The organism is Pseudomonas sp. PvP025, from assembly GCF_017832155.1.
In the GTDB taxonomy this organism is placed as follows: domain Bacteria; phylum Pseudomonadota; class Gammaproteobacteria; order Pseudomonadales; family Pseudomonadaceae; genus Aquipseudomonas.
Map to the genome: position 1 here is coordinate 2,650,659 of NZ_JAFIBJ010000001.1, position 12,603 is coordinate 2,663,261.

Consider the following 12,603-nt stretch of genomic DNA (forward strand, 5'->3'; position numbering starts at 1 on the left):
GCGCGTCACTCGAAGCCCGTCAACCGAAAGGTTGACGGGCTTTTTTCATGCCTCGCCCACTCTACACAAAGGCGTACGCTTCACCGCGCTGCTCCTGTTGTGGGCGCCCACCTCGTCCCCCCCATAACTCCACCTGCCCGCCAATGACCGCCATCGAATGGCCGCCGTAGTTCACAACGCCCAACGCGCCGCTGGCGAGCTCATCACGCGACGATTGCCGGTAAAGCCCCTTGAGCCCCAAACGATCCAGGCCTTCGCTGGCATGTTCACCGTCGTTCAGGCTTACCAGGGCATCCAGGTAGCTCCTGCGGGCATTGTGATCATTGCCCTCGCCAAAGCCATTGTTGCCTTCCATCTGCGCCCGTTTGGCACTCGCGGCATACAGAAAGTTGGCGTCGGTCATCATCGCCGGATCATCGCCCAGGAAGCGGGCCTGCTGGGCGGCCTGCTGCAATTCGCCCTTGCTCAAGTGGAGCTGGAAACCATCTCGCATTTGAACATCCCAACCATCGCCAGCCGCTTTCACGTCGCGGAAAATATCGGTGGGCTTCTGACCGAACTTCATCATCGCGCTTTTTATGGCTGAAACCGTTACGCAGTTCCCATCCGGCCCTTGCCTGAACCCGGACCAGATATTGCCAGGCTCTCTGCCCATCCCAGGCTTTTTACCCGGATTGCTTTTGTCGGGTGTGTAATGGGTAAAACGCGCCCCTTGGGTGAAGGGCTTGTTGCTCATGGATTCTACGGAACCGAAATTTTCAGGCCTGACGCGCGGGCCTGAACCGCCGCCTCCCGGCAACGGCAGTGAAGGCAAGGCCGCATCGTCCTCAGGAAACCATCCGCTCAGTAACTGCTTGAGAAATTGAAGAAACTTGCGATCCGCGTCCTCAATCAATTTTTTGAGGAGGTTCTTGAACGGCTCATCGCCTATCTTCTCGCGCAACGCATTGAGCTTGTCGCGCGTCTCCCTGACCGTCTGGCTTTTGCCGTCCTGCTGTGCATCGAAGAGTTCATTCAGCAACTGCTTGAGCGCCGCCACCTCGGCCACCGGCACCACCGCAGGCGTCTCGCCACGCGCTCCCCCCGGGGTAACGCCCGCACGTGCGCCAGCAAACCCTGATACCCCTGAATTCCACATAACCCGCCCCTTTGATTGGTTAGCCTCGTGGGCCCTGGCCCATCAGTGGCAAAGCGGGCATGGCGCGTTCCTCCCGCCGGCATTTCAAGGCATAACCTGATAGTCCGCTGGCGTTTTCCTACGCCCAGAAAAAAGCCCCTCAAAAAGAGGGGCTTTCTGTGGAGCGCTACCCCATCAGGTCATCTGGATGATGGTCTGCATGATGGTGCTCTGGGTGGAGATGGTCTTGGCGTTCGCCTGGTAGTTGCTCTGGGCCTTGATCAGGTCCACCAGCTCGTTGGTCAGGTTGACGTTGGAGTTCTCCAGGGAGTTGGACACGATTGAACCCAGGGTGCCGGATTGCGGGGTGTCGTAGCCCGGCTGGCCCGAGGCGAAGGTTTCTCTCCAGGTGGTGCTGCCCGCCGGCTGCAAACCTTGTTCGTTGTTGAAGCTGGCCAGGGAGAGCTGGCCGATGGCCTTGCTCTGCTGGTTGCTGAAGGTCGCGAACAGCACACCGTTGCCGTCGATCTTCAGACCCGTGATCTGGCCGGTCGCGTAACCGTCGGTGACCGGCGGGTTGCGGTAGCTGGCCGAGTTGTACTGCGTGATCGTGGCCATGTTGACGGCCACACCCGCGGCGTTGGCGGCAGCGCCGTTAGCCTTCCACACGCCATTGGTCACAGTGCCCGGCACCCAGTTGGAGATGGTCAACGTGGTGTTGGACGCCGTGCTCGGCGGGGTCACGATACCGGTGAGCTTGCCGGCGGTATCAAACGACAGCGTCGAGGCCACCGGGGCGACAGCACCGGTGCCCGTCGGCGCGCTGCCATCAGGGTTGCGACCATCGATCAAGGTGTAGGACTTCCACTGGTTGGAGTCCGACTTGACCATGTATTGCACCATGGCGTGGGAATTGCCCTGGGTGTCATACAAGGTGGTGCTGTATTGGGTGGTGAAGGTGCTGGTGTCGCTCGGGTTGAACGGCTTGGCCACCTGGTCGATCACAACCTCCGAGGAGTTCAGGTTACTGGCCGAATCGACTTTGCTGGAGGCTTTGGGCGGCAGGTTCGACAGGTTCAGTTGCAGGTCGGTCAGGCCGCCCTTGATGATCTTGCCGTTGTCATCCGCGGCATAACCTTGCAGGCGCGAGGTGCCGGTGTTGTTGGTGATGTAGCCGTCCTTGTCGGCACGGAAGGCGCCACTGCGGGTGTATTGCAAGGCACCGTCGCTGCCCTTCTGGATGAAGAAGCCGCCGCCCTGGATCGCCATGTCCAGGATGCCACCGCTGCCGTTCACGTCACCCTGGGTGAACTGCTGGGATACCGCCGCCAGGTTCACGCCGTTGCCGATGCTGTTCTGGCCGGTGCCCAGTTTGGACGCCGCGTAGATGTCGGCGAACTCCGCACGGGACGACTTGAAGCCCGTGGTCGCAACGTTGGCGATGTTGTTGCCGGTCACGTCCAGTTGTTTGTTGGCCGCATAGAGGCCGCTAAGGCCGATGTTAAAAGACATGTATTTCTCCTTGCACCGTAGTTAGCGGGCTCTATAAACCGATGGTCTGGATTTGCGACTGCTTGATACTGCTTCCGCCTGCCAGGTTGAGCAGCATTTCGCCGCCGGTCTGGCTCAGGGTCACGCTGGTCACCGTTGCCGGCAGCGAGGTGGCCAGGGCGACGGAATCACCCGCGTCATTCTTGGTGGTGGCCGTGAACGTGTAAGTCCCCGCAGCCGCAACCTCACCCTTGTCGTTCTTGCCGTCCCAGATAAAGCTCTGGGAACCGGCGCTTTGGGCGCCCATGTCGAGGGTGCGCACGGTGTTGCCGTCCTTGTCGGTGATCTTGACCGCGACATTGCCCACCGACGCCAGCACATTCACGGAGCCGGTCATGCTCTTGCTGGTGTCGACCAGCGTCTTGTCGGTCTGGGTGATCACCGAACGGCCCACCAGCGAAGACGCTTGCAGCGCCTGCGACGAGGTCACGTTGGTGGAAATCGCCTTGACCGAGTCGTTCAGGTTGTTGATGCCTTCAAGGCTGCTGAACTGTGCCAGTTGGGCCACAAACGCACCGTTGTCCTGCGGCGACAAGGGGTCCTGGTTTTTCAACTGGGTTACCAGCAGTTTCAGGAAAGCATCCTTGCCCATTGCCTGGCTGCCCGTCGCGCCTGCGGCGGCGTCAGTGAGGCTGGTGTTGTCCTGGGCGGTCTTGACCTTGGAATTGAAAAGGTCCTGGACTGCCGAGTTGTTTGACGTATCAACGATGGCCATTAGTTGGCGCCCCTTATCACTGACCCAGGGTCAGGACCTTCTGCATCATGGTTTTGGCGGTGTTCATCATTTCCGCGTTGGTCTGGAACGAGCGACTGGCCGAGATCATGTCCGCCATTTCCTCGACCACGTTGACGTTGGGGTAGTAGACATAACCCTTTTCGTTCGCAGCAGGATGGTTGGGCTCGTAACGCGCCTCGAGGTTGCTCTGGTCCTCGACCACACCCAGCACTTGCACGCCGGAGCCTGCATTGCCCTGATCCTGGAACAACGAATCGCTGCCGCCGCTCTGCCCACCCTGGAACATGGTGGCGAACACCGGGTGGCGAGCGCGGTAGGTCTGGTCAATGCTCGAAGACACGGTCTCGGCGTTGGCGATGTTACTGGCCACGGTGTTGAGGCGCGTGGTCTGGGCGCTCATGCCGCTACCGGCAATATTGAAAACACTGGACAGGGACATGGCTTACTCTCCACGCAGGGCTGACATCAGCCCTTTGAATTTGCTGTTGAGCAGGGTGAAACTGGCCTGGAAGTTCACCGAGTTCTCGGCGTAGTTCGACTGTTCCAACTGAGCATCGACGGTGTTCTGGTCGATCGACGGCTGCATCGGCGTGCGATACAGCAACGACTCGTCACCACTGCTCAGGCCTTGCGCTTCAATATGACGGCTGTTGGTCATGTTCAAAGCGAAGGTGCCGTTCTGGGTCTTGTCCTGCTGTGCGGCGAGCACGGCGGAGAAGTCCAGGTCCCGAGCCTTGTAGTTCGGGGTATCGGCGTTGGCAATGTTGTTGGCCAGGACTTCGGCACGCTTTGCGCGAAAGCCCAGGGCTTGTTCGTGAATACCGAGCGCTTTATCGAAGCTGATGCTCATGGCGGAAACCTTTAGGCTGACCTGCTGTTCGTAACAAGGTCATAGCAAGGCGCATGCCAATGTGCGCAAGGCCCGTAATTCAAGGGTTTGCGGGAACAGGTCTGGTAGCAATGCCAGAAAAGCGGCAACCGGCTTCCGCGTGGCGCCAGTAAAGCGGCAACGGTGCTTGCCGCTTTACGCAGGGACGGCCACCCGTCAATACCCTCACTGAGTGGGCAGGAAGACACCACCGTTGGTCTTGACTGTCATTTCTGACAGTTGCGGTATCTGTCGCCTGGAGGCCTTATTCGGCGACCCCCTTAATGTGTGCCGCAGAGGTTTGAAATGTTGATTATCCCGCTGCCAAGATTCAACGAACAAAACTCAGCACCCACCCCTGCGGAGCTGAACACCCAACTTATTACCGGTCACTCCGCTGGACTGACTGCCGATTTCCCGGTTGAAAAGGACGACAGGGTCTTTCTGACCCTGAGCAGTACTGTGCGTGGTGGCGAGTTCAACCAGAGCTTTCAGATTGCCCAAAGCGCTCCCAAACTCGAATTTCTGATCCCTAAAAGTTTTGTAGAAGTCAGCGCAGGCACCCTCGTGCATCTGCTGCTGTCCATCAACCGCGCAAGGCTGCTCTCGGCTGCGCCAACCGCGCGAGTATTTATCAATCCCCTGCCCATCATCGTGCCGCCTCCTGCCACCGTATGGGATTTCAGCGATAACACGCTTCAAGGCTGGGTACCCCAGGGGCCCTACGTGGGCGGATTACTGCACGTTATTAACAGCAGCGTGGTGGTGGACCTGCTCATCAGCCAGCCGGTCAGCGCTCACATCATCACGCGTGCAGTACCGGTGACTGCGGGGCGCACTTACGATTTCAGCTTCGACGTCATTGGCGGCTCTGCTGTCAGCGATGGCTCGGCCTTGTGCATGACGATGAACGGCAGCCGGATTGGCGCTGACGTAAAAAACATTACCCAGGCCCAACCACAGACCGGAACCGGGTCATTCACCGCCACCGCGACGACCAGCGTGCGGCTGGGCATTTTCAACCAGACGGTGCCCAGGGGGGCTCATCGCCTGTCCCTGAGCAATATCCGCATGACGCTCAGGCCCTGAGTACGGTTGGCTGAAGGGTCTCGTTTGCTGCGCGCATAAAAAACGGGAGGCCTTTGCAGAGCCTCCCGTTTTTTCAAGTGAACATCACTTGGCCTGGTAAATAATCCCGGGACTGCATTGCACCATCTGGTAATGATCCGGCAGACCGTTGAGTGCCTCCGAAGCACCGAGGAACAGATAGCCGCCGCGCTTGAGGGTGCCGTGGATGCGCAACAGAATGTCTTTCTTTACCTCGGCCGAGAAGTAGATCAGCACGTTGCGGCAAAACACCATGTCGAACTTGCCCAGGCTGGCGTAGCTGTCGAGCAGGTTGAACGAGCGAAACTCCACTCGGCTCTTGATCGGCGCCTTGACCGCCCAGCGTCCCGCGCCCTTGGGGTCGAAGAAACGCTGCAGCCGCTCCGGCGACAGGCCCCGGCCCAGGGCCAGACTGTCGTACTCACCGGTCTTGCAGTTGTTGAGCATGGTGCCGGACAGGTCGGTGGCGACGATCTGCGCACCGGCTTTCAACTGGCCGATATTGGTTCTTTCGAACTCATCGATGGCCATCGAGATCGAGTAGGGCTCCTGCCCCGACGAGCAGGCGGCCGACCAGATACGCAGACGCTGACCCGGGCTGGCCTTGATGGCTTCCGGCAGTACTTTGTTCTTGAGTACCTCGAACGGGTAGGTGTCGCGAAACCACAGGGTTTCGTTGGTGGTCATGGCATCGACCACCATTTCCTTGAGCCCGCTGCGCGGTTGGCCCTGGATGCGCTGCACCAACTCGCCCAGCGACTTGATACCCTGCAGCTCCATCAACTTGTTGAGGCGGCTGGATACCAGATATTGCTTGTTTTCACCGAGCAATATGCCACAGGCCTTTTCCAGGAAGACCCGGAACTGTTCGAAATCCAAATTACCCGTAGACAAAGATACCGCCTCTTAAATCGTGTGACCGCCAGGGGAAATCCCCTAGCCGTGATCTGCTGCCTTGATCCGGTCGACTACCCGGGATGCGAGGTCATCAGGGCGGAATTTGGCGAGGAAGTCATCGGCACCGACTTTCTTGACCATGGCCTGATTGAAAACACCCGACAACGAAGTATGCAGGATGATATGCAGTTTTTGCATGCGTGGATCGTTGCGTATCTCGGCCGTCAGGGTATAGCCGTCCATTTCCGGCATCTCGATGTCGGAAATCATCATCAGAAACTCTTCTTCCGGCTTCTTGCCCTCGTCCACCAGCTTGCGCAGGTAGTCCAGGGCCTGGCGACCATCATTGAGGGCCACCACTTCCACGCCGACGGTCTGCAGGCAACGGGTCACCTGCTTGCGCGCCACGGAAGAGTCATCCACGGTCAGCACGCGCAACGAAATCGCCTTGTGCGCCGTGTCGGCATCCACCACGCCCACCGAGATGGTTTCCGAGGTCGGTGCCACTTCGGCGAGGATCTTCTCCACGTCGATGATTTCCACCAACTGGTTATCGACCCGCGTCACTGCCGTGAGGTAGTGATCGCGACCGGTGCCCTTGGGCGGCGGATGGATCTCTTCCCAGTTCATGTTGACGATGCGCTCCACCGAGCGCACCAGGAAACCCTGGGTCTTGGTGTTGTACTCGGTGATGATCACGAACGGGTTCTGGCGGTCCTGCAACCCGGCGGCGCTGGTGGCCAATGCCAGGTCAAGAATCGGAATGGTCGCGCCCCGGATGTTGGCCACGCCACACACCACCGGGCTGGACTTGGGCATGATCGTCAGCTTGGGGCACTGCAGCACTTCTCGCACTTTAAACACGTTGATGCCATACAGCTGCTTGCCGTCCAGACGAAACAGCAGCAACTCGAGGCGATTCTGCCCTACCAGCTGTGTGCGCTGGTTTACTGAATCCATTACACCTGCCATGCCCAGACTCCTACGCTAAAACCTTTGGGGGTGCGACGCGCACTCCACTCTAAACGGCACGAGCTTTGCTATTTATTGGTCATGGACCTTAAAACGACAGTTTCCCGACGCCTTCCAACGTACCGCAGATTGCTTTGCGTCACGCTGGCATTGCTTGCCTTGGGCTCAGGCGCAGCGGCTCGCGCCGACAACGTCACCCTGCCTGATCTCCTTATCGGCGTCACTCAGGGCTTTCTTGAGTTCACTGTAGAAGATTATCTGGCGAGCACACAGACGCCCGGCCGTTATGAGATCGAAGTCAAGCAGCTCGACCCGCGTCTGCGTATGCCGATGTGCGACAAGGAATTGACAGCCAGCCTGGAAAGTCCGGCCCAGCCAATCGGGCGTGTAACGGTAAAAGTACGTTGCGAAGGCGCGTCGCCCTGGACCGTGTTTGTGCCGGCGCAGGTCAAATTGTTCCGCGAAGTGGTAGTCGTGGCGCGGCCGCTGAAACGCACCGGCATTATTGGTTTCGAGGATGTGGTGATGCGTGAACGCGACATCAGTCAGATCAGCCAGGGCTATCTGACCTCGGTCGACCAGGCCATCGGGCAGAAACTTACCCGACCGGTGGTCACCGACCAGGTGATAACCCTGGTGCATCTGGAGCAGGCCGAGGTCATCCGCAAGGGCGATCAGGTAGTGATCTCCGCCAGCAGCGGCGGGCTGAACGTAAGAATGCCGGGGGAAGCGCTGTCCAACGGCGGTATGAGTGAACAGATTCGGGTGAAGAACCTCAACTCCAACCGTGTGATCAAGGCGCGCGTAACGGCGCCCGGGCAAGTGGAGGTGGCTTTATAGAACACTGGTACAGGACGCCGGGTTTTCCTACACTGTGGGCCAGACGCCTGCGCGCGCAGTTTTATTGTCAATCGAGCCTAAAGTTTGTTTGGGTATGGCCGAAAACATGGCAAGCGTCCAAATACCCAGAGGTTTTTTATCATGGTCATCGATTTCAGCCGTTTAAATAACTCCCCGGCGTTGCCAGGTACTACGCGCACCAGCGGCACCAAGGAAAGCGCAGAAGCCAAGGCCCAGCCAGCGCCTGCCGCGAAGACGGAACAGGCCAGCGCCAGCCAGAGCGGGGAATCCGTACACTTGAGCAATGAGGCTCAGCAGTTGCAGAAGGTCACTGACTCGCTGCGCGACCAACCGGTTGTCAACAAGGCCCGCGTGGCCGAATTGAAACAGGCGATCGCCGATGGCAGCTATAAAGTCGACAGCAACCGCGTAGCCAGCAAGCTGCTTAATTTCGAAGCCGAGCGCTAGGCACTGGCCTGCGCCGGGCTTTTGGACGCTTAAACCCCAAGGCCTGCCATGCACCACGACGAAACCTTGCTTGAACTGATCATCGATGATCTGGCGCCGACGCAACAATTGCTCGAGCTGCTCAAAGAAGAATCCCTGGCCCTCTACGGTCGGGACATGCCCTTGCTCGAAGAAATCCTGGCGCGCAAACAATCGTTGATTGTCCTGCTCGAACAGCACGGCAAGAAGCGCAGCCAGATTCTCACCAGCCTCGGCCTGCCGGCCGACCACGACGGTCTCGCCCAGTTGGCCAGCCATTCCTCGGTCGGTGATCAACTGCTGGAGCAGAGCAAAGCGCTCAATCAATTGCTCACCCAGTGCCAGGAAGCCAACCTCCTCAACGGCCAGTCGATCCAGCTGCAGCAAGCTACGACCGCCAACCAGTTGCGCATACTTCATGGCGGTGAGCCACCTGCGCTGTACAACGCTCAGGGTTCCACCTCCCGCCTGGTCAAACCCAGTACCCGTAGCCAAGCCTGACGCTGGTTTGCAGCGCGGCCTATCCAAGGCGCGCCACATACTGGCAAAATGCCGGTTCTTGCGAGTAGTCGTATATTGTCTGGAGATGGAAGAACCGTGTTCAACGCCCTTAATGCGGAAGATGCCCCGCAGCCACCCAAGGTGCTCACCACGCCTCTGGAAATCGCCAGCACGTTGCGGATGCTGCAAGAAAGTCATGACCCGCTGATCATCACCTTCCACGAACGCAGCCAGCGCTTCCAGAGCTACCTGGTGGACGTGGACCGCGACGGCAAGATTCTGGTCATGGACGAAATGATCCCGCGCGACGGCGAGCGCCACCTTGAAAGCGGCGAACCCTTTCGCATCGAGGGCTTCCACGATGGCGTGCGTGTCGCTTGGGAAAGCAAGGGCACCCTCACAATCAGCGAGAAAGACGGCCACCGTATCTATACCGGCAGCATGCCGGACGAGGTGGTTTATCATCAGCGCCGTAACGCCTTCCGCGCCGCGCTGAAGCTGGCGCAACTGGTGAACATCGAGCTGGGTGGCGAAAGGCTCAAATTTCCGGTCAACGGAAAACTGCTGGATATCTCCGCTACCGGCTGCAAGCTGCGCTTTGAAGGCGACATCTCCGAGCGTTTGCAACTGGGCCAGGTGTACGACCGGTTTATCGCCGCCCTGCCCTTTGGCAGCATGACTACCTCCGTCGAGTTGCGTCACCTGCATTTCGAAGATCGTATCAATACCACCTTCGCCGGCGTGCGCTTTCATAACATGAGCGGGCTGGTGCAGCGTCAGGTCGAACGGTTTGTGTACCAGCTGCAACGTGAAGCACGTCGGTTCGACAAGGACGACGATTTCTGACAAGCGAATCGCGACAAAAAACGGGCAGATCCTGATGGGATCTGCCCGTTTTTGCTTTCAGGGGCGCGCCCTGCTCAGGTCATGAGGGTGTTCGTCCGGGTCCACTGGTTCCGCGGGTTCCTCAGCGCCTGGCTCGTCAACCGGTGACGGCGACTCGGGTTCAGGCTCAGGATCTGCAACCGGCGTCTGCATCTGTTCCTGCACCACCGCCTCGTCCACGCGCGGATCCAGCGCAGCCACCAGTGGCGAGCTGGACATGCTGTCGGGCATCGCTACGTGGTGCAGCGGCGCATCGTCCACCTGATGCAGGTTGGTCACCGCCTTCGGCCGGATACGCCATACGAGGACCAGGGCACACAGGCTGAAAAACGCATACAGCATGTGGCTGCCAAACATCTTCATGACCACACCGGCCAACAGCGGCCCGATGCTGGCACCGACGCCGTAGGTCACCAGTAGCATGGCCGTCAGCGACACACGACGATCACCCTCGACATGATCATTGGAAAACGCCACGGCCAGCGGATACAGGCAGAACTGCACCAGCGAACAGAAAAAGCCAGCAACGAACAACACTTCCAGAGGCACCCTGGTCATGATCGCCAGCGGCAATGCCGCCACCGCCAGGCACAAGGCGAAACAGCGGATCAGCAGCGCGCGGTCATAGCGATCCGACAACCAGCCCAACGGCCACTGCACCAACAACCCGGCGAAAATGCACGAGCCCATGAACAGGCCGACCTGTTCGGTGGTCAGCCCCTGCTGAGATGCATATAGCGGCGCCAAGCCGTAGAACGAACCGACGATCAACCCGGCCCCCAGCACTGTGCTCAGTGACTGTGGCACGCGCTTTATAAAGAAGCGCGGCTCCATCGGTGCCGGGTGCAGGGGTGCCGGGTGAATGCGGCGCGTCATGGCCACCGGCACCAGGCACAGGGCAAAGCACAAAGCCACCAGCATCAGCAGTTCCAGACCGAGCGCGGGATGCATCACTAGAATCAACTGACCCAGTACCAGCCCCAGGTAGGACGCGATCATATAACCACTGAACACCAAGCCACGCTGTTTGGCCTCGGCCTGTTCATTGAGCCAACTCTCGATGACCATGTATTGGCACATCATGCCCAGGCCCACAATGACCCGCAGCACGATCCAGGCCGGCAACCAGTTGATCAGGCCATGGCCCAGCACAGCCGCACCGACGATGCCGGCACAGGTGGCGTAGGCACGAATATGCCCGACGCGCGCAATCAGGCGGTGCCCGATCTTGCCACCCAGCACCAGGCCGAAATAGTTGGCCGCCATCAAGGCGCCCACCCACAGGCTGTCGACATGGTCGGCCGCGAGGCGCAGTGCCAGGTAAGTACTGAGCAGGCCTGAGCCGATCAGCATCATCAAAGAGGCGAAATAAAGGGCTCGAAAAGATTTCCAGATTTGGCGCATCGGCGTTCCGAGCGGCTCCTTGCAGTAGGGTCAGGGCTAGCGGAATGATAGTCCCGCGTCGCCGAATCCGGACAGGCGATACGCGCTGTTTGCGGAGATTAATGTGTTCAGCATGATTAACTACAGCTCAGACGCCGCGCGAGCGCATGGAAGGTACACCTTTAAGAGAAATACCGGATGCCCCTGCTGTGAACCCGGATCAGTGCCAAGGTTCGACTGGATCCGCGCCGAGCGCGCACAAAAAAGCCCCGCCAGCCAAATGAGCTGCGCGGGGCTTTGAATCTGGTGTCCCAGGGCCGGTTCGAACGGCCAACCTTCCCCTTAGGAGGGGGATGCTCTATCCAATTGAGCTACTGGGACAAATGACAGTCGCCCGGCCAAAGGCATGGCGACGGACGGCGAGCATGTTAACGGCCAAGGTCCGTTTTGTCATGTCGTCCGTTGGCTTTTTACGTGTAGGTCATTCCTCGCCCGGCAGATCGCTACTTGGCCCAGTAAAACCGGGACTTGCAGGGCATCGTGCAAAATGCACTCCCCCAAAATGCCAGCATTGCAAATTGCAATCAGAAAGCCCAGTTGCTTAAGCCCAACCCATTGATTTTATTGAAAATAAACATTGGCACGGCATCTGCAATATCTTCTATAAGACAAGTCCTACACGGACAACCCATCACCAACCTGGCAGAGCAATCGGCGGAGAACATGAACATGAACAGTGCCCTTCTGTTAGCCCTTAATACCGTGGCACTCGCCGCTTTGGTGATGTTTCATTTCCAGTCGACCACAGGTGATGACGTTGCGCAGCTTCGCCAGCCCGTTCCACACCACCTGCAGCAGCGTCCGCAATTGGCGGTGATGACTGCAAATGCGCAAACGCCTGTGCGCGTCACACAGAATGCACAGTCAGCTCCCGCCGCTGAACACTGGGTTTTCTAAGGAAGCTGTCATGTCCAAATCCTCCTGGTTGTTTCTCTGCCTAACCCTGATCAGCGCCGCTTTTGGCCTTCAGGCCTCTGCGCAAGAGGGGCAAATCAAAGCCTTTATCGCCAGTGCGGTGTTCGCTGTATTGCTGGTTCTCACGCTGATCGTCGGTCGCCGTATCAAGTTCGATCCTGTGCTGCGCTGAAAGCTGCTGTTGCGCCACCTCCCCCGCCTTCTCCTACCTTACGTCGTATAGACCTAGTAAATTGGCAGAATGCCACTAGTCTTAGCACTAGGGGCAAACAGCCATATTGCTTT

The 12,603-nt window shown here is 58.8% G+C and carries 15 protein-coding genes and 1 tRNA gene; 7 read left to right on the forward strand and 9 right to left on the reverse strand.

Going from position 1 to position 12,603, the window contains the following annotated elements:
- Window positions 1-61: 61 nt before the first annotated feature.
- The 5 genes from JOE32_RS11075 to flgB form a co-directional block, all read right to left on the reverse strand.
- Window positions 62-1,138, reverse strand: a complete 1,077-nt coding sequence (locus JOE32_RS11075) for a hypothetical protein (RefSeq protein ID WP_245229014.1) — start codon at window positions 1,136-1,138, stop codon at window positions 62-64.
- Between the two features lie 174 nt (window positions 1,139-1,312).
- Entirely contained in the window at window positions 1,313-2,629 is a 1,317-nt protein-coding gene (flgE, locus tag JOE32_RS11080; RefSeq protein ID WP_209983980.1) for a flagellar hook protein FlgE, read from the reverse strand.
- A gap of 31 nt (window positions 2,630-2,660) precedes the next feature.
- Window positions 2,661-3,383 (reverse strand): flagellar hook assembly protein FlgD, encoded by a 723-nt coding sequence (locus tag JOE32_RS11085; RefSeq protein ID WP_209983982.1) that lies wholly within the window; start codon window positions 3,381-3,383, stop codon window positions 2,661-2,663.
- Window positions 3,384-3,399: 16 nt separating this feature from the next.
- The gene (gene flgC / locus JOE32_RS11090) at window positions 3,400-3,843 is read right to left on the reverse strand and encodes a flagellar basal body rod protein FlgC (protein WP_003233500.1); all 444 of its coding nucleotides are present in this window, start codon (window positions 3,841-3,843) and stop codon (window positions 3,400-3,402) included.
- 3 nt (window positions 3,844-3,846) lie between these two features.
- On the reverse strand, window positions 3,847-4,254 hold the full coding sequence (gene flgB, locus JOE32_RS11095; RefSeq protein ID WP_003233501.1) for a flagellar basal body rod protein FlgB: 408 nt from the start codon (window positions 4,252-4,254) through the stop codon (window positions 3,847-3,849).
- Window positions 4,255-4,578: 324 nt separating this feature from the next.
- On the opposite strand from flgB, the gene JOE32_RS11100 reads away from it, so the two are divergent.
- Window positions 4,579-5,361 (forward strand): hypothetical protein, encoded by a 783-nt coding sequence (locus JOE32_RS11100; protein WP_209983983.1) that lies wholly within the window; start codon window positions 4,579-4,581, stop codon window positions 5,359-5,361.
- Window positions 5,362-5,445: 84 nt separating this feature from the next.
- Here the strand turns inward: JOE32_RS11100 and cheR are convergent, their stop codons facing one another.
- Together cheR and JOE32_RS11110 are read right to left on the reverse strand one after the other, a co-directional pair.
- Window positions 5,446-6,273, reverse strand: a complete 828-nt coding sequence (gene cheR / locus JOE32_RS11105) for a protein-glutamate O-methyltransferase CheR (protein WP_209983985.1) — start codon at window positions 6,271-6,273, stop codon at window positions 5,446-5,448.
- 42 nt (window positions 6,274-6,315) lie between these two features.
- Window positions 6,316-7,248, reverse strand: coding sequence for a chemotaxis protein CheV (locus tag JOE32_RS11110; protein WP_057010069.1), 933 nt, complete (start codon window positions 7,246-7,248; stop codon window positions 6,316-6,318).
- An 81-nt stretch (window positions 7,249-7,329) separates the two neighbouring features.
- Here JOE32_RS11110 and flgA point away from each other — a divergent pair, with 81 nt between their 5' ends.
- From flgA to JOE32_RS11130, 4 genes are all read left to right on the forward strand, one after another.
- A complete protein-coding gene (gene flgA / locus JOE32_RS11115; protein WP_209983988.1) occupies window positions 7,330-8,088 on the forward strand; it encodes a flagellar basal body P-ring formation chaperone FlgA in 759 nt (252 codons plus the stop codon).
- Between the two features lie 141 nt (window positions 8,089-8,229).
- Window positions 8,230-8,556 carry a flagellar biosynthesis anti-sigma factor FlgM gene (flgM, locus tag JOE32_RS11120; protein ID WP_003233506.1) on the forward strand — a complete coding sequence of 109 codons (327 nt, stop codon included), beginning with the start codon at window positions 8,230-8,232 and terminating at the stop codon, window positions 8,554-8,556.
- 48 nt (window positions 8,557-8,604) lie between these two features.
- Window positions 8,605-9,075 (forward strand): flagellar protein FlgN, encoded by a 471-nt coding sequence (locus JOE32_RS11125; protein WP_209983990.1) that lies wholly within the window; start codon window positions 8,605-8,607, stop codon window positions 9,073-9,075.
- Between the two features lie 96 nt (window positions 9,076-9,171).
- Window positions 9,172-9,921: a flagellar brake protein gene (locus tag JOE32_RS11130; RefSeq protein WP_209983992.1), complete on the forward strand. Its 750-nt coding sequence runs from the start codon at window positions 9,172-9,174 to the stop codon at window positions 9,919-9,921.
- Window positions 9,922-9,978: 57 nt separating this feature from the next.
- Here JOE32_RS11130 and JOE32_RS11135 read toward each other — a convergent pair whose 3' ends face one another.
- Together JOE32_RS11135 and JOE32_RS11140 are read right to left on the reverse strand one after the other, a co-directional pair.
- On the reverse strand, window positions 9,979-11,364 hold the full coding sequence (locus JOE32_RS11135; protein ID WP_209983994.1) for an MFS transporter: 1,386 nt from the start codon (window positions 11,362-11,364) through the stop codon (window positions 9,979-9,981).
- Window positions 11,365-11,647: 283 nt separating this feature from the next.
- Window positions 11,648-11,724: transfer RNA gene (locus tag JOE32_RS11140), tRNA-Arg, on the reverse strand.
- Between the two features lie 348 nt (window positions 11,725-12,072).
- Here JOE32_RS11140 and JOE32_RS11145 point away from each other — a divergent pair.
- Together JOE32_RS11145 and JOE32_RS11150 are read left to right on the forward strand one after the other, a co-directional pair.
- Window positions 12,073-12,300, forward strand: a complete 228-nt coding sequence (locus tag JOE32_RS11145) for a hypothetical protein (protein ID WP_209990479.1) — start codon at window positions 12,073-12,075, stop codon at window positions 12,298-12,300.
- A 10-nt stretch (window positions 12,301-12,310) separates the two neighbouring features.
- Window positions 12,311-12,490, forward strand: coding sequence for a PA3371 family protein (locus JOE32_RS11150; RefSeq protein WP_209983996.1), 180 nt, complete (start codon window positions 12,311-12,313; stop codon window positions 12,488-12,490).
- Window positions 12,491-12,603 lie beyond the last annotated feature (113 nt).

What these genes read in the sequence shown, in the direction of transcription:
- JOE32_RS11085 (WP_209983982.1), bottom strand. Translation starts at nt 3,383, where the DNA reads ATGGCCATCGTTGATACGTCAAACAACTCGGCAGTCCAGGACCTTTTC.
- JOE32_RS11145 (WP_209990479.1), top strand. Translation starts at nt 12,073, where the DNA reads ATGAACAGTGCCCTTCTGTTAGCCCTTAATACCGTGGCACTCGCCGCT.
- JOE32_RS11100 (WP_209983983.1), top strand. Translation starts at nt 4,579, where the DNA reads ATGTTGATTATCCCGCTGCCAAGATTCAACGAACAAAACTCAGCACCC.
- flgM (WP_003233506.1), top strand. Translation starts at nt 8,230, where the DNA reads ATGGTCATCGATTTCAGCCGTTTAAATAACTCCCCGGCGTTGCCAGGT.
- flgC (WP_003233500.1), bottom strand. Translation starts at nt 3,843, where the DNA reads ATGTCCCTGTCCAGTGTTTTCAATATTGCCGGTAGCGGCATGAGCGCC.
- JOE32_RS11110 (WP_057010069.1), bottom strand. Translation starts at nt 7,248, where the DNA reads ATGGCAGGTGTAATGGATTCAGTAAACCAGCGCACACAGCTGGTAGGG.
- JOE32_RS11135 (WP_209983994.1), bottom strand. Translation starts at nt 11,364, where the DNA reads ATGCGCCAAATCTGGAAATCTTTTCGAGCCCTTTATTTCGCCTCTTTG.
- JOE32_RS11125 (WP_209983990.1), top strand. Translation starts at nt 8,605, where the DNA reads ATGCACCACGACGAAACCTTGCTTGAACTGATCATCGATGATCTGGCG.
- JOE32_RS11075 (WP_245229014.1), bottom strand. Translation starts at nt 1,138, where the DNA reads ATGTGGAATTCAGGGGTATCAGGGTTTGCTGGCGCACGTGCGGGCGTT.
- flgB (WP_003233501.1), bottom strand. Translation starts at nt 4,254, where the DNA reads ATGAGCATCAGCTTCGATAAAGCGCTCGGTATTCACGAACAAGCCCTG.
- JOE32_RS11150 (WP_209983996.1), top strand. Translation starts at nt 12,311, where the DNA reads ATGTCCAAATCCTCCTGGTTGTTTCTCTGCCTAACCCTGATCAGCGCC.
- flgE (WP_209983980.1), bottom strand. Translation starts at nt 2,629, where the DNA reads ATGTCTTTTAACATCGGCCTTAGCGGCCTCTATGCGGCCAACAAACAA.
- flgA (WP_209983988.1), top strand. Translation starts at nt 7,330, where the DNA reads ATGGACCTTAAAACGACAGTTTCCCGACGCCTTCCAACGTACCGCAGA.